The 21,555-nt window shown below is 72.9% G+C and carries 17 protein-coding genes; 12 read left to right on the top strand and 5 right to left on the bottom strand.

Going from position 1 to position 21,555, the window contains the following annotated elements; genetic code table 11:
• Positions 1-133: 133 nt before the first annotated feature.
• The 3 genes from VFZ92_RS13615 to VFZ92_RS13605 form a co-directional block, all read right to left on the bottom strand.
• Positions 134-2,986, bottom strand: coding sequence for an ATP-binding protein (locus VFZ92_RS13615; RefSeq protein ID WP_330876257.1), 2,853 nt, complete (start codon positions 2,984-2,986; stop codon positions 134-136).
• Positions 2,987-3,059: 73 nt separating this feature from the next.
• Complete coding sequence (locus tag VFZ92_RS13610; RefSeq protein WP_330876256.1) at positions 3,060-3,788, bottom strand: SDR family NAD(P)-dependent oxidoreductase; 729 nt, start codon at positions 3,786-3,788, stop codon at positions 3,060-3,062.
• 1 nt (position 3,789) lies between these two features.
• Positions 3,790-4,866 carry an alkene reductase gene (locus VFZ92_RS13605; protein ID WP_330876255.1) on the bottom strand — a complete coding sequence of 359 codons (1,077 nt, stop codon included), beginning with the start codon at positions 4,864-4,866 and terminating at the stop codon, positions 3,790-3,792.
• A gap of 65 nt (positions 4,867-4,931) precedes the next feature.
• On the opposite strand from VFZ92_RS13605, the gene VFZ92_RS13600 reads away from it, so the two are divergent.
• The 6 genes from VFZ92_RS13600 to VFZ92_RS13575 all read left to right on the top strand — a co-directional run bounded on the left by VFZ92_RS13600 (position 4,932) and on the right by VFZ92_RS13575 (position 9,226).
• Entirely contained in the window at positions 4,932-5,270 is a 339-nt protein-coding gene (locus VFZ92_RS13600; protein ID WP_330876254.1) for a winged helix-turn-helix transcriptional regulator, read from the top strand.
• A gap of 90 nt (positions 5,271-5,360) precedes the next feature.
• Complete coding sequence (locus VFZ92_RS13595; protein WP_330876253.1) at positions 5,361-6,185, top strand: SDR family oxidoreductase; 825 nt, start codon at positions 5,361-5,363, stop codon at positions 6,183-6,185.
• 85 nt (positions 6,186-6,270) lie between these two features.
• Positions 6,271-6,762, top strand: coding sequence for a MarR family winged helix-turn-helix transcriptional regulator (locus tag VFZ92_RS13590; protein WP_330876252.1), 492 nt, complete (start codon positions 6,271-6,273; stop codon positions 6,760-6,762).
• A 78-nt stretch (positions 6,763-6,840) separates the two neighbouring features.
• A complete protein-coding gene (locus tag VFZ92_RS13585) occupies positions 6,841-7,179 on the top strand; it encodes a hypothetical protein (RefSeq protein ID WP_330876251.1) in 339 nt (112 codons plus the stop codon).
• Between the two features lie 60 nt (positions 7,180-7,239).
• Positions 7,240-8,103 carry a LysR family transcriptional regulator gene (locus VFZ92_RS13580; protein ID WP_330876250.1) on the top strand — a complete coding sequence of 288 codons (864 nt, stop codon included), beginning with the start codon at positions 7,240-7,242 and terminating at the stop codon, positions 8,101-8,103.
• A 106-nt stretch (positions 8,104-8,209) separates the two neighbouring features.
• Complete coding sequence (locus tag VFZ92_RS13575; protein WP_330876249.1) at positions 8,210-9,226, top strand: alpha/beta hydrolase; 1,017 nt, start codon at positions 8,210-8,212, stop codon at positions 9,224-9,226.
• A gap of 9 nt (positions 9,227-9,235) precedes the next feature.
• On the opposite strand, the gene VFZ92_RS13570 is transcribed toward VFZ92_RS13575, so the two are convergent.
• A complete protein-coding gene (locus tag VFZ92_RS13570) occupies positions 9,236-10,393 on the bottom strand; it encodes a mandelate racemase/muconate lactonizing enzyme family protein (protein WP_330876248.1) in 1,158 nt (385 codons plus the stop codon).
• Between the two features lie 129 nt (positions 10,394-10,522).
• Here VFZ92_RS13570 and VFZ92_RS13565 point away from each other — a divergent pair, with 129 nt between their 5' ends.
• The 5 genes from VFZ92_RS13565 (at position 10,523) to VFZ92_RS13545 (ending at position 17,203) form a co-directional block, all read left to right on the top strand.
• Positions 10,523-11,209 carry a FadR/GntR family transcriptional regulator gene (locus tag VFZ92_RS13565; RefSeq protein ID WP_330876247.1) on the top strand — a complete coding sequence of 229 codons (687 nt, stop codon included), beginning with the start codon at positions 10,523-10,525 and terminating at the stop codon, positions 11,207-11,209.
• Positions 11,210-11,257: 48 nt separating this feature from the next.
• On the top strand, positions 11,258-12,406 hold the full coding sequence (locus VFZ92_RS13560) for a Gfo/Idh/MocA family oxidoreductase (protein ID WP_330876246.1): 1,149 nt from the start codon (positions 11,258-11,260) through the stop codon (positions 12,404-12,406).
• Positions 12,407-12,501: 95 nt separating this feature from the next.
• A complete protein-coding gene (locus tag VFZ92_RS13555) occupies positions 12,502-13,923 on the top strand; it encodes an ABC transporter substrate-binding protein (RefSeq protein ID WP_330876245.1) in 1,422 nt (473 codons plus the stop codon).
• Entirely contained in the window at positions 13,920-15,929 is a 2,010-nt protein-coding gene (locus VFZ92_RS13550; protein ID WP_330876244.1) for an ABC transporter permease subunit, read from the top strand. The genes VFZ92_RS13555 and VFZ92_RS13550 overlap by 4 nt, the downstream gene beginning before the upstream one ends.
• On the top strand, positions 15,926-17,203 hold the full coding sequence (locus VFZ92_RS13545; RefSeq protein ID WP_330876243.1) for a mandelate racemase/muconate lactonizing enzyme family protein: 1,278 nt from the start codon (positions 15,926-15,928) through the stop codon (positions 17,201-17,203). The genes VFZ92_RS13550 and VFZ92_RS13545 overlap by 4 nt, the downstream gene beginning before the upstream one ends.
• Before the next feature lie 188 nt (positions 17,204-17,391).
• On the opposite strand, the gene VFZ92_RS13540 is transcribed toward VFZ92_RS13545, so the two are convergent.
• Entirely contained in the window at positions 17,392-18,132 is a 741-nt protein-coding gene (locus tag VFZ92_RS13540; protein ID WP_330876242.1) for a ribonuclease activity regulator RraA, read from the bottom strand.
• A gap of 433 nt (positions 18,133-18,565) precedes the next feature.
• On the opposite strand from VFZ92_RS13540, the gene VFZ92_RS13535 reads away from it, so the two are divergent.
• The gene (locus tag VFZ92_RS13535) at positions 18,566-21,517 is read left to right on the top strand and encodes an AfsR/SARP family transcriptional regulator (RefSeq protein WP_330876241.1); all 2,952 of its coding nucleotides are present in this window, start codon (positions 18,566-18,568) and stop codon (positions 21,515-21,517) included.
• The last annotated feature ends 38 nt before the right edge of the window (positions 21,518-21,555 follow it).

The raw sequence follows: 21,555 nt of genomic DNA, 5'->3' as shown, positions 1-21,555 counted from the left end.
TTCTCGACGGCCGGTGGTGTGGTCTCACCGGCGTCCCTGACCCCGCTGACGCTAGGAGCGGGCGGTACCCGCGCTCGTCCGGGAAACCCCTACAGGAACCCCTCGTCTTGGCCGCTCAGCCCGTGCGGGGGGCTCAGGGGGTCGCGGTCAGGCGGGTGACGAGCTGGGTGCGGGAGCGGACGCCGAGCTTGCGGAACGTGCGGCTCAGGTGGGCCTCGATGGTCTTCTCGCTGACGAAGAGGCGCTCGGCGATCTCGCGGTTGGTCAGCGCGTCGGCCGCGAGCTTGGCGACGCGCTGCTCGGACGGGGTGAGGGCGTGCAGGCCGGTGAGGCGCAGCCGGGGCGCACGACCACCGCTCGCCGCCAGCCCGGCGCGGAGCCGTTCGGCCAGCTCGACCGCGTGGCACTCCGCCGCCAGTTCGGCCGCCCGCCGGACCGTCGTCCTGGCCGCTTCCCGGTCGCCGTCGCGCTGCCGCACCGCGCCGAGGTCCGCCAGGACGTGGACGAGTTCGAGCCTGCCCGGTCCGCCGCGCAGCAGGTCGGCGGCTTCCACCAGGTGCCCGTGCTGGTCGGCCGGGGCCGCGGACCCGGCCGCGGCGCGCAGCGCGACCGCGATGTGCCGCGGCACGGCGAAGTCGCGCGCCAGCCGCAGCTGCTCGTGCGCGAGGGAGGCCGCTTCCCCGTGGTTCCCGGCGAGGCGGTGGGCGTGCGCGGCCAGCAGTCGCCAGGGCACGTCCCAGACGCCGCCCACGCCCCAGCCCCGCAACGACCGTCCACACGCGACGGCGTCCGCGAGCGCGGCGACGTGGTCGCCCTGGGCGAGCCGCAGGCGGGTACGCGCTTCGAGCAGCCACAGGTGCGTCGACGACCTCGGCAGCCGGTCGCCCGACAGCTCGCCGTCGGCCAGCACGGCCTCGGCCTCGTCGAGGCGGCCCCGTTCGACGAGCAGGTGGACCGCCGTGGAGTCGAGCAGGGGGAGGCCGACGTTCGGCCGGGGGGCCGCCGCCGTGCCGAGTTCGACGTGCTCGGCCGCCAGTCGCAGGTCGCCGCGCAGCAGGGCGATCCGCGCCAGGTAACCGCGGATGACGCCCATCGGGAACAGCAGGCCGCGGTCGACGGCGGTGTCGAGCGCCCGCTGCGTCCGCCGCTCCACCTCGTCGAGCCGGTCGGTGACGATCAGGGTGTGCACGGCGGACCACAGCCCGGACCGCTCCGGGGTGAGCGCGTCGCCCGCGAGCGCCGACCGCGCGAGCCGGACCGCCTCCTCGGCCGGGCGCCCGGCGAAGACCGCCTCCACCGACCGCTGCGAGTCCAGGACCGCGTCCGGGCGGTCCGGCCTGGCGTCGAAGGACTCCAGGTGCCGCAGGAGGACCTCGCGCCCCGCGAGGTCGGACCGCGCCACGCCGATCAGCTCGGCCTCCACCTCCGGTTCCAGCGCGGGGTCGTCCACACCCGCCAGGTCGTCCAACGCCCGGCGGAGCAGGGGGATGGCCTGCCGGGGATCGCCGCAGGCGTTGTGGAACCGGGCCAGGCTGTACGCGCAGAGCGCCCGCTGCCTCCCCGCGTCCGCCAGGGAGAGCGCTTCCCGCAGGTGGGTCCCGGCGGCGTCGACGGCGAGGTGGTGCGCCTCGCAGTTGCCCAGCTGCCTGCTGATCTCGGCACGCAGCGCGGGAGGCGGAGGTTCGGCCCTGGCGCGGACCAGGAACACCGCCGCGTTCTCCGGAGCGCCGTGCTGGAACGCCTGCCTGGCCGCGGCGGCCAGCGTCCCGATCCGGTCCGGCTCGCCCGCGGGGACGGTGCGCAGCAGGTGCGAGGCGGCCGTGGTCACCGACCCGCCCGCCCGCAGCAGCACGGTCGCGGCCCGCTCGTGCTCGGCCGAGAGGTCCGCCGCGGGGATCAGCGACAGCGCCACGTCCCGCACGACGGCGTGGACGAACGCCGGGGGATCGGCCTGCTCGAAGATCCCCTGCCGGGTCAGCCGCTGCGCCGCCGCCGCGGTCTCCCCCCACGTGAGGTGCGCCTGCGCCGCGACCACCGCGAGGTCCACGTCGTTGCCGAGCACCGCGACGGCCCGCGCCACCGATGTGACCTGCGGCGTCTGGCGGCGCAGCCGGGCGGCGACGTACCAGTGGACGGCACCCGGCCCCGCCTCCGCGACGGTGGCGGCGTGCTCGGCGTCCGGCGTGACCCCGTCGGCCACCAGCACCCGCAGCAGCTCGCGGACGAACAGCGGGTTGCCGCCGGTGATGGCGTGGCAGGCGGCGCAGAACTCGTCCTGCGCGCCGGGACCGAGTTCGCGGCGCACCAGGTGGGCGACGCCGCGAGCGCTGAGGTCCCTGGGGCGCAACAGGGTCAGGTCGTCGGCGGCCAGCAGGTCGTCGACCAGCTCGTCATCGCCGTGCTCGGCGGACCTGATCGTCACGGTCACGAGCACCCCCACCGAGTCGAGCCGCCGCGCGAGGAAACCCAGGAACCGCAGGGAGGGCTGGTCGGCCCACTGCGCGTCGTCCACCAGCACGACCAGCGGAGCCCGCTCGGCGAGGTTGACCAGCAGCCAGTACAGGCCGTTCAGCAGCGGGAACGGCGACCCCGGAACGGCCTGGCCGCCGTCAGCGCCGAACAGCCCCTCGGTGGCGCCGGCCGCGCCGCGGAAGACCTGCCGCCGCTCGGCCCCGTCGTGCGGCAGCACGGGTTCGACCAGTTGCCGCACCACGCCGAACGCGAACTCCCGCTCCAGCTCGGCACCGCGGGCCGACAGCACGACGCACCCCTGCTCCGCCGCGAGCCCGCGCAGGTGGCGCAGCAGCGCGGTCTTGCCGAGACCCGCCCCCGCGTCCAGCACCGCCAGGCCACCGTGCCCCGCCCTGACCCGCAGCACCAGCCGGTGCAGAGCCCGCAGCTCGGCGTCCCGCTCCACGAGCTCCGCCACCAGAAGCCTGCACTCCCGCTCGTCCGGCCGGTCGACGTGGTGGACTTCGTGAGCCACCAACGTTTTTCCAGTCTACCGAGGTGGCGCAGGCCGGCCACCCCCGGTACCGGGGGCGGCCCTCCGCCGTGCGCTAGACCTGGTTGCGCCCCCCGTCGACGAACAGGTCCGACCCGGTGACGTAGCTGGCGTCGTCGGAGGCGAGGAACAGCACCGCCCCGGCGACCTCCTCTGGCCGTCCCACCCGCGCCAGCGGGATGCCCGCCGAGCCCACCCGCTGGTACTCGCGGGCCTCCGGGTCGCTGGAGGTGTCGATGTAGCCGGGGCTCACCGCGTTCACCCGCACGCCCCGCCCGCCCAGTTCGACGGCGAGGGTGCGGGCCAGCGCACGGGCGCCCGCCTTCGCCGCGGAGTACACGCCGAGGCCCGGCAGGCCCGCGGTGGCGCCGATGGAGGACATCAGCACCACGGAGGCGTGCTCGTTGAGCACCGGGGCCAGCGTCTGCACGGTGAGGTAGGGCGCGCTCAGGTTCTGCGCCAGCACCTCGTCCACGGTTTCCGGGGTGACCTGGCCGAACGGGGTGAACGCGCCGCCGCCCGCGTTGGTGAAGAGCACGTCGAGCCCCCTGCCCCCGGCACGCACCACCGCCAGCAGCTCGGTCAGGTGGTCCGGGTCGCTCGCGTCGCCGCACACCCCGGTGGCCGCCGAGCCGAGTTCCGCCACGACCTCGGCCAGCAGGCCGGGGCGGCGGCCGGTGAGCACCACGTGCGCGCCCTCGGCGACGAAGCGGCGGGCGGTGGCCAGTCCGATGCCCGCGGTGCCACCGGTGATCACCGCGGTGCGGTTCGTCAGCTTGCCCACGTCAGGCCGCCAGCGGGGGGTAGTCGAGGTAGCCCGCGTCGGTGCCGCCGTAGAAGGTCGAGCCGTCCGGGTCGTTGTACGGGCCGCGCCGCGCGATGCGCTCGGCCAGGTCGGGGTTGGCCAGCCACGGCGCGCCCAGCGCCACCACGTCCGCGCCCGCGGCGAGCGCGTCGGCGACCCGGTCGTGCGGGGCCTCCGGCTCGGCGACCCGGTGGGGGTTGAGCACCAGCACCCCCGGCCAGGACTTGCGCAGCACCGCGGTCAGGTCGCGGTGGCCAGGGGTTTCCGAGATGTCCAGGAACGCCAGGCCGTCGTCCGCCAGCTCGCCCAGCAGGGCCTCGTAGAGCTCCTCGCTGTCGCCCTCGTCGATGCCCTGGATCGTGCTGGCGGGCGAGATCCGCAGCGAGGTCCGGTTCGCGCCCGCCGCACCGGCCATCGCCCGGACGGCCTCGACGACGAAGCGGATGCGGTTCTCCGTGCTGCCGCCCCACTCGTCGGTGCGCAGGTTCGAGTTCCGGCAGAGGAACTGCTGCGGCAGGTAGCCGTTGGCCGCGTGCAGCTGCACGCCGTCGAAGCCCGCCGAGATCGCCAGCGCCGAGGCCGCCGCGAACTCCCGCAGCGTGTCGCGGATGTCCTCGACGGTCATGGCCACGGGTACCTCGTGGTCCCTCATCCCGTCGGGGGTGAAGGTCTGGCCGGGCGCGGCCACCGCCGAGGGCGCGTGCCCCGCCAGCCCGCCCCGCATGGTCGGGTGCCCGGTGCGGCCGCCGTGGAAGAGCTGGAGGTGGATGGTGCTGCCCGCCTCGTGCACGGCGTCGGTGACCTGCCGCCAGCTCTCGGCCTGCTCGGGTGTGCCGATGCCCGGCGTGGTCGGGTAGGACTTGCCGCGCGGGCTGATCTGGGTGGCCTCGGTGACGATCAGGCCCGCGCCCGCGCGCTGCCGGTAGTACTCGGCGATCGAGGGGGTGGCCAGGCCCTGCTCGGTGGCCCGGCTGCGGGTCATCGGGGCCATGGACAGGCGGTTGCGGATGGTGGTGGTGCCGACGTGGAGCGGCAGGAAAGCGTTGGTCTCACACATGGTTCTCAGCTTCGGGCGGTGCGCCTCCCTTGCCAATCGGCCGGTAACCTACTTACTTTGGAGAAGTGACTAGTTCTGCTGAAGTACAGACGCACCTGATCGACTCGGCGGGCTGCGAGGCGGCGGGCGGGATCATGGCCTTCGTCTCCAGGCGCTGGACCTCGGCGATCCTGCTGGCCGGGGCCAGGGGCGCGCGTCGGTTCGGGGAGTACCGCCGCCTGGTCGACGGCATCTCCGACCGCATGCTGTCGGCGCGGTTGACCGAGCTCGAACAGCACGGTCTGGTGCACCGCGAGGTGATTCCGAGCACGCCCGTGCAGGTGCTCTACCACCTCACCGACCGGGGTCGGAGCCTGATCGGCGCGGTGGACGTGATCACCCGGTTGGCCCACGCGCCGCGCTGAGCGCCCGCCGTCGTCCGGTTGGGGTTCCGGCATCCCGTGCTAGCGTGCGATGGGTGCTGAAATTTCAACTACATGCGGAGGTGTTCGTCGATGGACCGTGTGGCGGGCAAGGTGGCCATCGTCACCGGCGCGGCCGGTGGGCTGGGGTTCGCCGGGGTGCGGGCGATGGCGGCCGAGGGCGCGCGCGTCGTGATGATGGACCTGTCCCCGGCCGTTCGCGACCGGGCGGAGGAACTGGCGGGGAGCGGCCTCGACGTCACGTCCTACGTCGGTGACGTCTCCGTCGAGAGCGACGTGGCGGGCGTCGTGGCGCTCGCCGAGGAGGCCTACGGACGGCTCGACGTGCTGTGGAACAACGCCGGACTGGTGAGCAGCGGGTGGATCGAGCAGGACACCGACGTCGTCGGGGTCAGCCGCGACTTCCTGCTGCGGACCCTGGAGGTCAACACGGTCAGCGTCTTCCTCGGCAGCAAGCACGCCGTCCCCCTCATGGCCGAGTCCGGTGGGGGATCGATCATCAACACCTCGTCGATCCAGGCCGCGGGCGGGGACCTGGCCCTGGTCGCCTACGGCACGAGCAAGGCGGCGGTCGAGTACCTGACGAGGTCGGTGGCCACCTCGTTCGGGCACCTCGGCATCCGCAGCAACGCGGTGGTCCCCGGACTGATCCCGCCACCCGCCGTGGAGCGGGAGGGTGGTGCGGCGCACCAGCTCGAAGCCGCCGCACCGCTGCGGATGGTGCTGGACTCCCAGATGCTCGACACCGTCGGCGAACAGGCCGACGTCGCCAACACCGTGGTGTTCCTCGCGTCGGACGAGTCGAAGTTCATCACCGGTCAGCTGATCCACGTCGACGGCGGGCTGACCGGGCACCTGCCGACGCTGTCGGATCGCCGCAAGCGGCCCGCGGCCTGAGCGCGGCTCCGGCGGTGTGGTTGAAAATTCAGCGCGACCGGTAGGATCGCGCCGGGGACCGAGGATCCAGTCGCGGAGGACAACCATGCCGAAGACCCGGTGGCTGGACGACGAGGAGCAGGTGACCTGGCGCAGGTTCCTCATGGCCAGCAAGCTCTTGATGGACCGGGTCGAGCGCGACCTGAAGCGGGAGTCCGGGCTCTCCTTCGCCTACTACGACGTGCTGGCGAGGCTGTCCGAAGCGCCCGGCCGGTCGATGCGGATGGCGGACCTCGCCGCCGCGTGCGTGTTCGACCGCAGCAGGCTGAGCCACACGATCGACCGCCTGGCCAGGGACGGCTGGGTCCGCCGCGAGGAGGCGGGCACCGATGCCAGGGGGCAGTGCGCCGTCCTCACCGCCGAGGGCGTCAAGGAGGTGAGGCGTGCCGCGCGCAGGCACGCCGAGCAGGTTCGCGAGCTGGTCTTCGACCGCCTCAGCCGCGAGCAGCAGCAGGCGTTGAGCGAGATCAGCGCGGTGCTGGCGACCGGAATGGCCGACGGGGCGACCCTCGCCAGGATGGGATGGCCGGACGGGTGACCCCCGCGAACCCGGCACCGCGCTCCTCGTACCCGGCGGACCAGGGGGTCCGCCGCCACCACCACCCGGAGGTATGACATGAAGAAGCACGTCCTCGCCGCGTTCGCCGCGGTGGCCCTGGCCGTGACCGGCGCGCCGTCCGCCGCACAGGCCTCCACGTCCGGCGGCACGGCCTGTTCGCCCGGTGTCGCCTGCTTCTACGACTCGGTCTGGGCGAACACCACGCCCGCGAGGTACGCCGACCCCGGCGCGGGCTGCACGGCGCTCCCGTTCGTCGCCAAGGCGCTCATCAACGTCACGGAGCGCGGGCTCGCCCTCTACGGCGACACCGGCTGCACCCGGCTCCTCCTCGTGGAGCCCGCCAACAACTTCCACAGCTACCCGAGCCACGAGGTGCTGGCCTTCCGCGCTCTGTGACCGACCGCCGGGCGGCTCGCCGTGATACTCGGGAGGTATCACGGCGAGGTACGCTCCGGCATGGACACCGTGGAGACCCGCGAACTGCGCTACTTCGTCGCCGTGGCCGACGAGCTGCACTTCGGCCGGGCCGCCGAGCGGCTCGGCATCGCCCAACCCCCGCTGTCACGGGCGATCCAGCGGCTTGAGCACCGCCTCGGCGTCACCCTGCTGGAACGCGACCGGCGCGGCGTCTCGTTGACCGGCGCCGGGGAGGTCCTGCTGGAGGAGGGCCGGGCGGCTCTCGACGCGACCGCCGCCGCCGTCCGCCGCACCCGCCGCGCCGGGGGCGTGGGCAGGTCGGGTGACGGCCGGGACCGCCTGGTGCTGGCGGTGAAGGCGGGCGCGTTCCACGAGCTGCTCGACAAGCTCCTCGACGCCTACGCGCACGAACCCGGCGCCGCCGAGGTCGAGATCCTGCCCAGCGGCACGTGCGAGCAGGAGGCGATGCTGCGCGACGGTCGCGCGGACGTGGCGCTCATGCACTCGCCGTTCAACTCCCTCGCCGGGTTCGACAGCGTCGAGCTGATGACGGAGGAGCAGGTGGCCATCGTGCCCGCGAGGCACCCCCTGGCCGCGCGCACGACGTTGTCCATGGCGGACATCGCCGACGTCCCCGGTCTTCCGCTCGCCCGCTGGTCCAGCGACGGCGTCTACCCGCCCGGCCCCGGCCCCGAGGTCCACGACCAGACGCAGCTGGCCCAGCTGATCGCCCTCGGCCGCACCATGACGGTCTTCCCCGAGTCGGCCCGCACGTGGCTGTGGGACGAGCACGCCGCCGTCCCCCTGGTCGACGCCCCCCTGGTGACCACCCACATCGCCTGGCCCGCGCACAGCCGGTCCCGCGTCCTGGCCGGGCTGGTCCGGACGGCCTCGCTGCTGTGATACCGGGTGGGTACCACAGCGGATCGAAGCGGTCTTGGACGGGACCGCCCGCCCGGACGCATCCTCGGCTCGTCACCCGAGCAGCACCACGCTGGAGGAGCGAGCAGTGAGGAAAACCGGATTCCGCCGGTGGACGGCCGCCGTCACGATCGGCGTCGCCGTGGTCGGAGCGGTCACCACCGTGCCGAGCGGCGCGTCCGCCGAGCGGCACGCCCGGTACCGCGGTGACCTCGACCTGCGGGTCGAGGTCGGGGTCGACGGCGTCGGGTGGGCCACGGTCCACGCCGAGCGGTACGCCCCGACCGGGCGTGTGCGCGGAGTGCAGATCATGGTGCCCGGCACCACCTACGACCACCACTACTTCGACCTGGACGGGGGTGGTGTCGCCTCGCAGGCGCGGCAGGCCGCTCGGGAGGGGTGGCTGGTGATCGCGCTCGACCGGGTCGGCACCGGCGCGTCGTCGAAGCCGCGGGCAGCCGCCGTGACGACCGCCGTGCAGGTGGCGTCGATCCGCCACGTCGTCGACGAGGTCGACGGCATGTACCAGGGGCTGCCGATCGTCCTGGTGGGGCACTCGTACGGCAGCGTGGTCGCCGCGGGTGTGGCCGCCGCGTCGGACGAGGTGGACGCCCTGGTGGTCACCGGGTTCCTGTACCGCCGGACCGCGCCGTCGTTCGAGGGGTTCCCCGAACTCGTGCCCGCGGCCACCGATCCCGTTCTCGGCGGGAAGGGGCTGCCCGCGGACTACCTGACCACGGCGCCGGGCTCCCGGACGTTCTTCTACCACCTGCCGAGCACGAACCCGGCGACGCCGACCGCCGACGAGCGGACGAAGACGACCACGACCGCGGCGGAGGTGCCGGGCTTCGGGCAGGAGTTCGCGAGCCGGGCCTTCGCGAAGGAGGTCCGCGTGCCGGTCCTCGTCGTCGTCGGGGACCGCGACCACCTCTACCGGGGCAACGACCCGGCGGCCTTCGAACCCGACCAGCGGAGCGCGTTCAGCGCCGCGGCCGACGTCCGGGTCGCGGTGATCCCGAACGCCGGGCACGACCTCGCGCTGCACCGCGACGCGCCGTCCACCACGGCGCTCATCGACAGGTGGGCGTCCTCGGCGGTCGCGTAGCCGCGGCGGCTACTCGAACACCCCGTAGCCCGCGACGGCGTGCGCCCGCACGCCGTCCATGTCGAGTTCCACACCGATGCCGGGGGTGTCGGGAAGCGTGATGTAGCCGTCCTTGACGATCGAGCCGCTCCCGTCTGGCGCGTGCACGTAGCTGTCCCACACCGCGCGCTCCTCCAGGGCGTGCCACTCCTGGACGAAGAAGTTGGGGATCGCCGCGCACTGGTGCGACGTGGCCATCGTGCCGAGCGGTGTGGACACCAGGTGCGGTGCGAAGGGGATGTAGTGGAGTTCCGCGAGGTTGGCGATCTTCTTGGCCTCGGCGAGGCCCCCGCACTTGGGCACGTCCGGCTCGATGACGTCCACCGCGCCGCGTTCGAGCAGCTCGCGGAATCCCCAGCGCAGGTACAGGTTCTCGCCCGCGCAGATCGGCGTGCGGGTCTGCGCGCGCACCCGCACCAGCGCGTCGACGTTCTCCGCCGGTACCGGTTCCTCCAGCCACATGAGGTTGAACGGCTCCAGCTCCCAGGAGATCCGGCACGCGCTCGGCACGTCGTAGCGGGCGTGCAGGTCGATGGCCAGGTCGACGTCCGGCCCGATGGCCTCCCGGACGGCCGCCACGCGTTCGACCATCGAGCGCAGCTCGGCGTTGTTGACCGTGTGGTTGAAGGCGTCGAACTTGGCCGGGTGGTGCAGGTTGTCGATGTCGAACTTGATGGCGGTGAAGCCCTCGGCGACCATCCGCTGGGCCCGGTCCACGCACCCGGCGATCGAGCCCGCCGGGTCGTCGCCGTCGCCGCAGTCGGCGTAGAGGCGGATCCGGTCGCGGAACTTCCCGCCGAGCAACCGGTAGACCGGTTGGCCCGCGGCCTTGCCCGCGAGGTCCCACAGCGCGAGCTCGATCCCGGACAGGGCGATCACGAAGACTCCGCCCTGTGGGCCCGCGAAGACCTTGTTGCGCCGCAACTTCTCCCAGCACCGCTCGACGTTGCGCGGGTCCTCGCCGATCAGCAGGGGCGTCAGGTACTCGATCATCCCGACGACGGCGCCCGCGCCCGCGTCGGGATTGGCCTCGCCGAACCCGCTGAGGCCCTCGTCGGTGTCGATCCGCACCAGGGTGGCCTCACCGTGGTAGGCCACCACCGCCGTCGTGACGTTCACGATCCGCATTGCTCTCCCGCCGCCGGGTTGCGCACGTTCACGGACTGTTCTCAGACCTAGCTTGTCCTATAAGCTGATGACATGCAAAGGAGACAAGAGTCTCCGGACGCTGTCAAGGTCCGGACCCTCCCGGTGCAGGTGGCCGCACACCTGACCCGGCGCATCGTCAGCGGTGAGTTCGAGAGCGGTCTGGCCCCGTCGGAACTCGACATCTCCCAGGAGTTCGGGGTGTCCCGCGTTGTGGCGCGGGAGACCCTCAAGATCCTCGCCTCGCTCGACATCGTCGACGTCGCGCAGGGCCGCCGCGTCGTCGTGCGCCCCCGCGCGGAGTGGGACTACCTGAGCCCGCTGCTGGTCGAGTGGCTGCCGGAGGAGATCGTCACCGAGCTCCTCCGGGAACTGGACCAGATGCGCGTCCTGCTCGAACCCGAACTCGCCGCGATGGCCGCGGTCAGCATCACCGACGAGGTGCTCGCCCGGCTCGGCGACGAGATCGACCGCATGTCGGCGCTCGAAGCGGATCCCGACGCCTACCTCGAGGTCGACCACGAGTTCCACATGGAGATCTGCCGGGCGGCGGACAACCGCATACTCGACCGGATCATGTACTCCGCCCGCTGGCTCGGCTCGGCCAGCAGGCGCATCACCAACGAGGCGCCCGCCGCGCTGCGCAAGGCCACCCACGACCACACGGAGATCTACGAGGCGCTCGTGGCGCGCGACCCGGAAGGTGCTCGCGCCGCGATGCGCAAGCACCTGGCCAACAACTCCACGCTCCTCGCGGAGAAGGAGCGGAAGACCAAGCGGGCCGCCCGGCGGCGCTAGCGCACCGCACGACCGACATCCGGAACCGATGACGAGGACGGACCAGGCATGGCAGCACCTGCGATCCCGCCGATCCGGTTGGGGCTGATCGGCACCGGGCTGGCGGTCGAGAAGCTGCACTGGCCCGCGTTGCGCGGGCTCGCCGACCGGTACGTGGTCACCGCGTTCACCGACCGGTCCGCCGAGCAGGCCGGGCGGTTCGCCGACTACAGCGGGACCGATCCCGCGCGGGGCACCGCCGACCGGGCCGCGTTGCTGGCCCGCGACGACGTGGACGCCGTGCTGGTCTCGGTCCCGATCCCGCACCTGTACGAGGTGGCGCGCGACGCGCTCGCGGCGGGCAAGGACGTCCTCTGCGAGAAGCCGGCCGGGGGCGACGCGGAGCAGGCGGCGGCGTTCCTCGCGCTGGCGGACGCGCACCCGGACCGGACGTTCGTGGTGGGGGAGAACTTCTTCTACCGCGACGACCTGCGCTACGCCCGCGCGCTGCTCGACGACGGAGCCATCGGGCGCCCGCACCTGATGGCGTGGCGGCACGTCGGCACGATGCTGCCCCACGAGGGCAGGTTCGCCAGCACGCCGTGGCGGCGGCGACCGCGGTACCGGGGTGGCGTGCACCTCGACGCCGGTGTGCACCACATCGCCCAGATCCGGCTGCTGTGCGGCGACGTCGCGCGGGTGCACGGTGCCGTGCAGACGGCCAACACCACGATGGACGGACCGTCGGACCTCGCGCTCACCCTCGTGTTCACCGGGGGCGCCATCGGCAGCTACACCGCGTCCTACCCCGAGATCCCGGTGCCGCCCGAACCCAACGACATGCGGCTGTACGGCACCGAGGGTGTGCTCGTGCTCGCCGGATCCGAGTCGGAGCGCCGCGTGACGCGCAGCGGCCCCGACGCCACCGCCCGCACGACGGTCTTCCGCGGCATCGACAACGGCTACCGCGCCGAGCTCGTCGACTTCGCCGACGCCGTGCAGTTCGGGGTGCGGCCGGTCGGCAGCGTCGCGCAGAGCGTGGCCAACGCCATGGTGGTCCAGCGCGCACTCGACTCCGCGGACCGGGCGGCCTCCGTGGCGCTCGATCCCGTGCCCGGCGCCGGCCCGGTACCGCTGTGGCGGCCCCGCGGCTCGACCGGGCTGTTCGACGGCCTACCAGGCCAACGCACCAGCAGTTCGGCGTCCTTCGCCGCATGAACGACCCGGCAGCGCGGCACTCGCCCCGCTGTCCCGCCGGTTGCACTGTCGCCCCGTCGGTACGCGTCCCCCGGTCGGACGCGAGAGGAGTGGTCATGGAAGAGAAGACGGCCTTAACGAGGCGCACGTTCCTCGGGATGAGCGCGCTGGGCGTGCTCGGTCTCGCCGGGTGCGGGGGCAGCCCCGCCCCGCCGCAGGTCGACGTCCAGGTGCCGCAGGCGCTGCTCGACCAAGCGGCCTCGCTCCGCGGCGGGTCGGTGGGGATGCTCTCGCAGAAGCTGTACTCGGAGGCCGCCAACCAGGCGCTGGACCGGTCGTTGCAGGTGTTCGCGCAAGCCACCGGCACCACCGTCCACAACGACCTGGTCTCCGGCGACGCGGGCGACATGGTCGCGAAGATGGACTCCGAGGTGAGGGCGGGCACCAACCGCGACCTCGCCTTCATGAGCGATCGGCGGTTCGTCGGCCAGCTCCACAACCTCGGCGCCCTCACCGACGTCACCGACGTGGTCGAGGAGATGCGCACGCTCTACGGGGAACCCGCGACGGAGGCCGCCAACTACTGCGTGTTCGACGGGCGCTGGTTCGCGATCCCCTACCACTTCATCGCGTCCGCGATGTACCTGCGCAAGGACTGGTACGAGGAGAAGGGTCTCCCGCTCAAGCCGCACTACACGTGGGAGGAGCTGCGCGACAACGCGCTGGAGGTCTCCGACCCGGCGAAGCGGCGCTTCGGCTGGGGTCTGACGGTGAACCGCTCCGGCGACGCCAACGGCTTCATCGCCAACGTCATCAACACCTACGGCGGGGCGATGGCGGACAACACCGGCACGAAGGTGGTGTTCAACTCGCCGGAGACCGTCGCCGCGGTCACGTTCATCGGCGACCTCTACACGAACCCGAAGTACGCGCCGATGCTGCCACCGGGGGTCGGGAGCTGGACCGACTCCAGCAACAACGAGAACTGGCTGGCCCAGATCCTGGGGCTCACGCTCAACCAGTTCAGCGTCTACGCCGACTCGAAGACCAAGAACAACCCGGTCTACGCCAACACCCACCCGTTCAACGGCGCCACCGGACCGGCGATCGACAAGCCGCTCGCGTTCGGCGAGTCCAACTCGTTCGTCGTGTTCAAGGGGGCCAAGAACCCCGAGCTCGCCAGGCTGGTGGCGAAGTTCATGGTCGGCGGCAGCGCGCTGCTCGGTGTCGCGAAGGGAGCGCCGTGCCTCGTCAACCCGTCGTGGGACAAGGTGTGGGACTCCGACCCGTACTACACCAGCGGTGACCCGGCCTTCCCCGCGCTGCGGGAGCAGACCCGCACGGCGCTCCCGCTGACCACCACGACCGGCTACTCGTTCCCCCAGGCCCCGAGCCCCGGCGAGCAGGCCGCCACCGCGGCCTACCTGCTGACCGACATGATGCAGGCGGTCATCCAGGGCACCAAGCCCGCCGAGGCCGTCGCCTCGACCCACGCCCGGATCGTCCAGGTCTTCGAGCAGCAGGGCTACAAGCAGTGACCGTCGTCCGCCCGCGCCCGGCGCCGGTCCGCCCGGCGCCGCGCGCGTCGTCCTCGCTCACCAGGTCGCAGCGGCTGCTCGGGCGCGACTGGCGCCTCGCCGCGGTGTTCGTCGGGCCGACGCTGCTGCTGGTCGCGGGTCTCATCCTGTTCCCGATCATCAGCTCCATCCTCACCAGCGCCACCGAGCGCCACGGCGCGGAGACGGTCTTCGTGGGGCTGGACAACTACACCGCCCTCATCGACGACGCCGTGTTCCACAGGGGCGTGCTCAACTCGTTCGTCTTCACCGCGTACGCCGAGATCTTCAAGGTGACCTTCGGCCTCATCGCGGCGTTGATGCTGCACCACATGCGCCGCGGCCGGGCGCTACTCGCCGGGGTGATCCTGCTGCCGTGGGTGGTGCCGACGGTCGTCACGGCCTTCACCTGGCGGTCCCTGCTCGACCCGATCTTCGGCAGCGTCAACGTCCTGCTCACCGACTCCGGGATCGGGCCCACCCTGGCCGCCGTCGGGCTCGTCGACAAGTGGCCCGCGGAGTGGCTGTCGGACCCCGCGCTCGCGATGCCCGCGGTCATCCTGGTCAACGTCTGGAAGGGCATCCCGTTCTTCACGGTGACGTTCCTCGCCGGGCTCAAGGCCATCGACAGCGGGCTCTACGAGGCGGCGATGGTGGACGGCGCCTCGCCGTGGCAGCGCTTCGTGCACATCACGCTGCCGGGGCTGCGCAACATCATGATCGTGACGGTGCTGCTGTCGTCGATCTGGACGTTCAACAACTTCGACCTGATCTGGCTGATGACCCAGGGCGGACCGGGGGACGCCACCGCCCCGTACGTGATGGTGGCCTACTCCAAGGCGATCCTCCAGCTCCAACTGGGCGCGGGCGCCGCGGTCACGGTGGTCATGCTGCCGATCGTCGCCGTCCTCGTGGTGCTCCTCGTGCGGATGATGCGGCGCAGCGACCAACCGGGCGCGGCCGACCTGGGGCGCAGGCGGTTGAGCCCCGCTCAGCGCCGGGCGCTGCCGTGGGTGGTCGTCGTGGGCTCGGTCCTCGTGCTGGTCTGGGCGTCGCCGCACATCGTGTGGAAGGCCGCGTTCGTGCTGGGCGTGTTCGTGGTGCTCGCGGCCGCCGTCGGACGGCTCGTCTCCGCGCTCGCCGCGCGGGGCAACCGGCTGGCCGCGCGGGTGGTCAGCGGCACCGGGACGGGGGTCGCGATGCTGGGGCTGCTGGGTTTCGTGCTCGCCCCGCTGTACTGGATGACGGTCACGGCCTTCAAGTCCGACTCCCAGATCGTCGCGCGCACCGACGACCTCTGGCCGACCCCGTGGAGCACCGAGCAGTTCACCAACCTGTTCACCGGCAGGGCGTTCGGCACCTGGTACCTCAACACGATCCTGGTGTCGGTGGCGTCCACCGCGATAGCCCTGGTCTGCGCGGCGCTGGCGGGGTACGCGCTGGCGCGGTTGAGGTTCCGGGGTTCGGAGAGCTTCACGGTGACGATCCTGCTCACCTACGTGATGCCGGGCGCGCTGCTGTTCATCCCGCTGTACCAGATGATGAGCGGGATCGGGCTCAACGACTCGCTGTGGTCGCTCGTGCTGGCCTACCCCACGTTCACCCTGCCGTTCGCGACGTGGCTGCTCGTCGGCTACTTCAAGTCGATCCCGGCCGACCTGGAGGAGGCCGCGCTGGTCGACGGCTGCACGCGGTTCGGGGCGTTCATCCGGATCGTGCTGCCGCTGGCGAAACCGGGTCTGCTCGCGGTCGCGCTGTTCACGCTCACCAACGCGTGGAACGAGTTCCTGTTCGCCTTCGTGTTCATCACCAAGGACGACTACAAGACGCTGCCGGTCGGGATGCAGTCGATGATCTTCGGTGACGTCGTGCCGCAGGGGCAGCTGGCCGCGGCCTCGCTGCTGATCAGCATCCCGGTCGTGGTCATGTACGGGTTCGGGCAGCGGTTCCTGACCGAGGGCCTCACCGCGGGAGCCGTGAAGGGATGAGCGAGACCCCGGCCATCACGGAGGAGCACGTCTCGACGGCGTCCCGGCCGAGCGCCCTGCGGATCACCGACCTGCGGGTGGCCAAGGTGGCCGGGGTTCCGTTCCGCTCGTCGATCATCAGGATCGACACCAACCAGGGGCTGGTCGGCTACGGGGAGGTGCGCGACCAGGCCAGCGCCACCTACGCGCTCGTGCTCAAGAGCAGGCTCGTCGGCGAGAACCCGTGCAACGTCGACAAGGTGTTCCGCAAGATCAAGCAGTTCGGGTTCCACGGCCGCCAGGGCGGCGGGGTCTCCGGTGTCGAGATGGCGCTGGTGGACCTCGCGGGCAAGGCGTACGGGGTGCCCGCGCACGCGCTGGTCGGAGGCCGGTTCCGGGACGAGGTCCGCTGCTACGCGGACACACCGTCGCTGCCGGACCCGCACGCGATGGGCGCGCGGCTGCTGGAGCGCAAGCAGCGCGGGTTCACGATGCTGAAGATGGACGTGGGCGTCAACCTGCTGTGGGACGTGCCGGGGGCGCTGATCGCGCCGCCCGGCGCCCGCGCGGACCGGACGACGATGCACCCGTTCACCGGCATCCAGGTCACCGCGAAGGGCGTCGAGCACCTGGCGTCCTACGTGGACGTCGTCCGCTCCGTCGTCGGCTACGACGTCGCGCTCGCCGCCGACCACTTCGGCCACATCGCCCTCGACTCCTGCATCCGGATCGGCCGCGCGCTGGAGCCGTTCACCCTGGCGTGGATCGAGGACCTGATCCCGTGGCAGCTGACCGACCAGTGGCGCCAGCTCACGACGGCCGTGGCCGTCCCGACGTGCACGGGGGAGGACATCTACCTGCTCGACGGCTTCCGGCCGCTGCTGGACGCGGGCGCCATCCGGGTCGTGCACCCCGACCCGGCGACGGCGGGCGGGATCGCCGAGACCAAGCGGCTCGGCGACTACGCGCAGGAGCGCGGGATTCCGATGGCGCTGCACCTGGCGGCGTCACCGATCGCGACGATGGCCAGCGTGCACCTGGCCGCCGCCACCGAGAACTTCCTCGCGCTCGAACACCACGCGGCCGACGTGGAGTTCTGGAGCGACCTCGTCACCGACCTGCCCCGCCCGCTGATCCAGGACGGCCACATCGCGGTGCCGGACACGCCGGGGCTGGGGTTCGGCGACATCGACGAGGAGCTGCTGCGCCGCCACCTCGACCCGCGCGACCCGGTGTTCTTCGCCGAGACGACGCACTGGGACTCCGAGTCGAGCCACGACCGGCTGTGGAGCTGACGGTGCTGCCCGCTGGTGAGTCCGGTGGTCGGGGCGGTTGGGCCAGGTCCGGTTGTGGTGCTGCTGCCTGCGGTCCTGGCCGTGACCGTTTGTGGAGCTGGGGGTGGTGCCCGTCGGTGAGCCCGGCGGTCGCGACCGTCGAGCCGCGACCGTCGAGCCGCGACCGGCCGTGGAGCTGAGGGCGCCCGTCAGGCCGGGCCGCGCTCGGCGCGCCACCGCTCGTACTCCGGCCGGGCCTCCTCCGACAGCGGGTAGTACAGCCGCAGGTCGCCGCCCTCGGCCAGTCGGATCCGGGAGAACTCCTCCCACTCCGCGTGCTCCTGGGCGACGGCCACCAGCGCGGGCGCGAGCTTGACCGGCACCACGACCGCTCCGTCGTCGTCGGCGACGACGATGTCACCCGGCTCGACGAGCGTGCCACCGCACGCCACCGGCACGTTGACGGCGACCGGGACGATGTCGGTCTGCGCGTGGAAGTTCGGCGTGGCACCACGGATCCACAGCCCGAGGCCGAGCTTCTTGGCCTCGCCGACGTCGCGCAGGCACCCGTCGACCACCACGCCCGCGCCGCCGCGGCCCTTGAAGTAGGTCAGCATCATCTCGCCGAACACACCGCTGCCCATGTCGCCGCGCGCGTCCACGACGATCATGTCGCCGGGCTGGGCGTGGTACATGACGTGCCGGTGCAGCTGCTTCTCCGGCTCGGCGTACTCGTCGACGGGGTAGAGGTCCTCCCGCTTCGGCAGGAACTGGAGCGTCAGCGCCGGGCCCGCCACGCGCACGCCGGGGGTCACCGAGACCGGGCCGCGGATGAACGCGCTGCGGATGCCCATGCGGCTGAGTTCGGCGCTGGCCGTCGCGCTGCCGATGGCCGCGAGGGCCGCGCTCAGCTCGGCGGGCGGGCGGGCGATGTCGTGCGTCTCCACCACTTCGGTAGCTCCCTCGGGTCCGCGCCGACCGTGGCTGTTGATCGGTCCTCATCCGAGCGTAGTCCGGTGGAACCCCTTTGTGCCGCCCGGATTTCAGTTCGTTGAGTCCTTCTTGGTCGAGCGGGGCGTCGACGGCTCCGCACGCGCGGCAGGCCCTCGAAGGGAAGGGCGGCCACCGGTCGGTGCGGGCGAGCACACCGGTGCACTCGCCGCGCGCGCCGGTCAACGCCGGCACCGGTTCCTCCGGGCCGGGTAGCCGTCGAGGAGGTGGACCTCCTCCACCGCGCACGGCGTTGTAGGCGCGCGTCACCGGCTTCGCCGTGTCCGCCCGAGCCTCCGGTGTCGTCCTGCCTGCGGCTCCTGCTCCAATTCCCCCTTCTCCCCATAGCCCGTCTGGTAGGAGTGGGGGCGAGTTCTCTAACGGGGGGAAGACGTGGAGTTCCGGATCTTGGGGCAGGTGGAGGCGTGGGGGGCGGAGGGGGCTCTCGCGCTCGGGGGGCGCAGGGCGTGCACGTTGGTGGCCGTCCTCGTGGTCGGTGGACGGCAGGTGGTGGAGATCGAGCGGATCGTCGACGCGCTGTGGGGTGAGCGGCCGCCGTACAACGCCCGCGCCGCGGTGCAGACGCACGTGTCGGCGTTGCGGCGGGTCGTGGGTGGTGTGGTGGTGCGGCGTGGCGGCGGGTACCTGCTGGACGCGCCGTCCGACCTGGAGGTGTGGAACGCGGCCATCGCGGCTGGTCGGCGGGCGCTGGCGGACGGGGACCGCGGCGGGGCCGCACGGGAGTTCGCCCGTGCGAGGGAGTTGTGGCGGGGTGCCCCGCTGGGCGGCGCGGTCGGTCGGTGGGCGGACGGGCGGCGGGCCGTGCTGGAGGAGGCGTGGTCGGCGGTCCACGAGGACCTGTTCGACGTGGGCGGCCCGGTGCGGGCGGCCGACCTGGCCGCGCTGGTGGACCTGCACCCGCTGCGGGAGCGGTTGCGCAGCCGGTGGGTGCTGGCGCTCGCGCGGGAGGGGCGGCAGTCCGACGCGCTGGCCGCGTACCGGGAGTCGCGCAGGCTGCTGGTCGAGGAACTGGGCGTGGAACCGGGGGCGGAGCTGCGGGCCGCGCACGACCGGGTCCTCGCCGGTGAGCCCGCGGTCGAGGACGCGCCGGTGCGGACCACGCCCGGCCAGCTGCCCCCCGACGTCGTGGACTTCACCGGGCGGGCCGCCGAACTGGCCGCCGTGACCGGGTCGGACGTGCCGCTGGTCGCCGTGTCGGGCAAGGCGGGAACCGGCAAGACGGCGTTCGCGGTGCACCTGGCGCACCGGCTGAGCGACCGCTACCCGGACGGCGTCCTGCACGCCCGGCTGCTCGGATCGCGCCCGGACCGCGTGGCGCCCGTCGACGTGCTGGGCCGGTTCGTGCGGGCGTTGGGCGTGCCCGCGACGGCCGTGCCCGAGGACCCGGACGAGCTGGCCGCGCTCTACCGCACGGTCACCGCCGAACGCAGGCTGCTGGTCGTGCTGGACGACGCCGCCGACGAACGCCAGGTCCGGCCACTGCTGCCCGCCGGTCGGTGCGGGTGCTTGATCACCGGGCGCACCCGGCTGGCCGCGCTGGAGGGCGTGTCGCACGTCGAGTTGGGCGAGTTGACCGACGAGGAGTCGTTGGCGCTGCTCGGGTCCCTGGTCGGCGCGGACCGGTGCGCCGCCGAGGAGGACCGGGCCCGCGACATCGTGCGGCTGTGCGGGCGGCTGCCGCTGGCGGTGCGGATCGCGGGCGCCCGGCTCGCGGCCCGGCCGGACTGGCGGCTGGCCCGGCTCGCGGAACGGCTGGGGGAGCAGCGGCGACGGCTGGACGAGCTCGCGGTCGGCGACCTGGAGGTGCGAGGCAGCCTCGCGCTGAGCTACGCGGGCCTGGCCGAGGCGGAGCGGACGGCGTTGCGGCGCATCGGCTGGTTCGGGCTGCCGGACTTCACCGCGTGGCTGGTCGCGGTGCTGCTGGACGTGCCGGTGGACGAGGCCGAGGACGTGGTCGACGCTCTCGTCCGCGCCCAGCTGCTGGACGTGACGGGTGTGGACGGCACGGGCTCGTCCCGGTACCGGCCGCATGACCTGACCAGGACGTTCGCCTGGGAACGGGCCGAGGCCGAGGAGGAGCGGGACGCCCTGCTGACGGCCGTGGAACGAGCCGTCGGGTGCTGGGCGGGCGTCGTGGAACGGGTGTCGGTCGACTTCCGCACGTGGGTGCTCAGACCGGAGCCCACCGGCGGCGTGGAACCTCCCGCGGGGTGGCTCGCGACCGTGCGGACGAACCCGACGGCGTGGTTCGCCGCCGAGCAGTCCGCGCTGCTGGCGGCCGTGGAACGGCTGGCCGAGCTGGGGTCGGTGGCCGCCGCGACCCGGCTCGCCGCGGTGCTGTGCGCGTCGACGTTCGCCGTGGAGAACCAGTTCGCCCGCTGGTGGCGGTCGCACACCAGCGCGCTCGGCGCGGCCCGTGAGGCCGGTGACCACGCCGCCCAGGGCCTGCTGCTGGCGGGGCTGGGGTGGCTGCGCAGCGAGCAGGACCGGCTGGACGAGGCCGCCGACTACTACACGCAGGCCGCCGACGCCTACGCCCTGGTCGGGAACACCGGCGGCCGGGCCGTGCTGCGCGTGCTGCTCGGCGGCGTGCTGCGCGACCAGGGCAGGCTGGTGGAGGCGCTGGCCGAGTTCGACGCGGCCGAGCCGCACCTGCGCGAGCACCGGGTGCTGGCGCGGGCGGCGCACCTGCGGGCGTCCACGCTGGTCGAACTGGGCGCCGTGAAGGCCGCCCTGCCCGAGTGCGAGCGGGCCTCGCGGCTCTACGCGGAGTCGGAGGACGAGTTCGGCGTGGGCATGGCGCTGCGCACCCGCGGCATCCTGCACCGCGCCGCGGGCCGGTACGCCGAGTCCGCGAGGGACGCCCGGCGGGCGCACGAGGTGATCCGCGCGGGCCGTCAGCGCCTCAGCGCCGCCTACACCGCGCAGGCGCTGGCGAAGTCGCTGCTGCGGCTCGGCGAGGTGGCCGAGGCCGCGGAACTGCTGGACGAGGCGTTCGACACCTGCCACTCGATGCAGGACGGGTTCGGCCAAGCGCTCGTGCTGCGCACGCTGGGTGAGCTGGACCTCGTGCGCGACCGACCCGTCGAGGCGTGCGAGCACCTGACCCGGTCCATCCGCTGGTGGGACGCGCTGGGCCTGCCCCTGTGGCGGGCCCGCAGCCTGCGCGACCTGGCGATCGCCCTCGACGCCCTCGACGAGCCCGACGAGGCGCGGGCCGCCAGGGAGGAGGCGCGGACCCTGTTCGCCCACCACGGCAGCCGGGAGGCGCGGGAACCGCTGGTCGCAGAAATCCCGCAGGGTTCCTTGAGAACGCGTCCCTAGCGTCCCGGACCGAGGGGGAGGAAACGACCTCCCGGTCT

The sequence above is a fragment of the Umezawaea sp. genome (genome assembly GCF_036375055.1).
In the GTDB taxonomy this organism is placed as follows: Bacteria; Actinomycetota; Actinomycetes; order Mycobacteriales; family Pseudonocardiaceae; genus Umezawaea.
This window is presented reverse-complemented; position numbering and strand designations above follow the sequence as displayed.

Coding starts and splice junctions, on each gene's coding strand:
- VFZ92_RS13605 (WP_330876255.1), bottom strand. CDS start 4,866: ATGTGTGAGACCAACGCTTTCCTGCCGCTCCACGTCGGCACCACCACC.
- VFZ92_RS13595 (WP_330876253.1), top strand. CDS start 5,361: ATGGACCGTGTGGCGGGCAAGGTGGCCATCGTCACCGGCGCGGCCGGT.
- VFZ92_RS13590 (WP_330876252.1), top strand. CDS start 6,271: ATGCCGAAGACCCGGTGGCTGGACGACGAGGAGCAGGTGACCTGGCGC.
- VFZ92_RS13585 (WP_330876251.1), top strand. CDS start 6,841: ATGAAGAAGCACGTCCTCGCCGCGTTCGCCGCGGTGGCCCTGGCCGTG.
- VFZ92_RS13580 (WP_330876250.1), top strand. CDS start 7,240: ATGGACACCGTGGAGACCCGCGAACTGCGCTACTTCGTCGCCGTGGCC.
- VFZ92_RS13570 (WP_330876248.1), bottom strand. CDS start 10,393: ATGCGGATCGTGAACGTCACGACGGCGGTGGTGGCCTACCACGGTGAG.
- VFZ92_RS13560 (WP_330876246.1), top strand. CDS start 11,258: ATGGCAGCACCTGCGATCCCGCCGATCCGGTTGGGGCTGATCGGCACC.
- VFZ92_RS13555 (WP_330876245.1), top strand. CDS start 12,502: ATGGAAGAGAAGACGGCCTTAACGAGGCGCACGTTCCTCGGGATGAGC.
- VFZ92_RS13545 (WP_330876243.1), top strand. CDS start 15,926: ATGAGCGAGACCCCGGCCATCACGGAGGAGCACGTCTCGACGGCGTCC.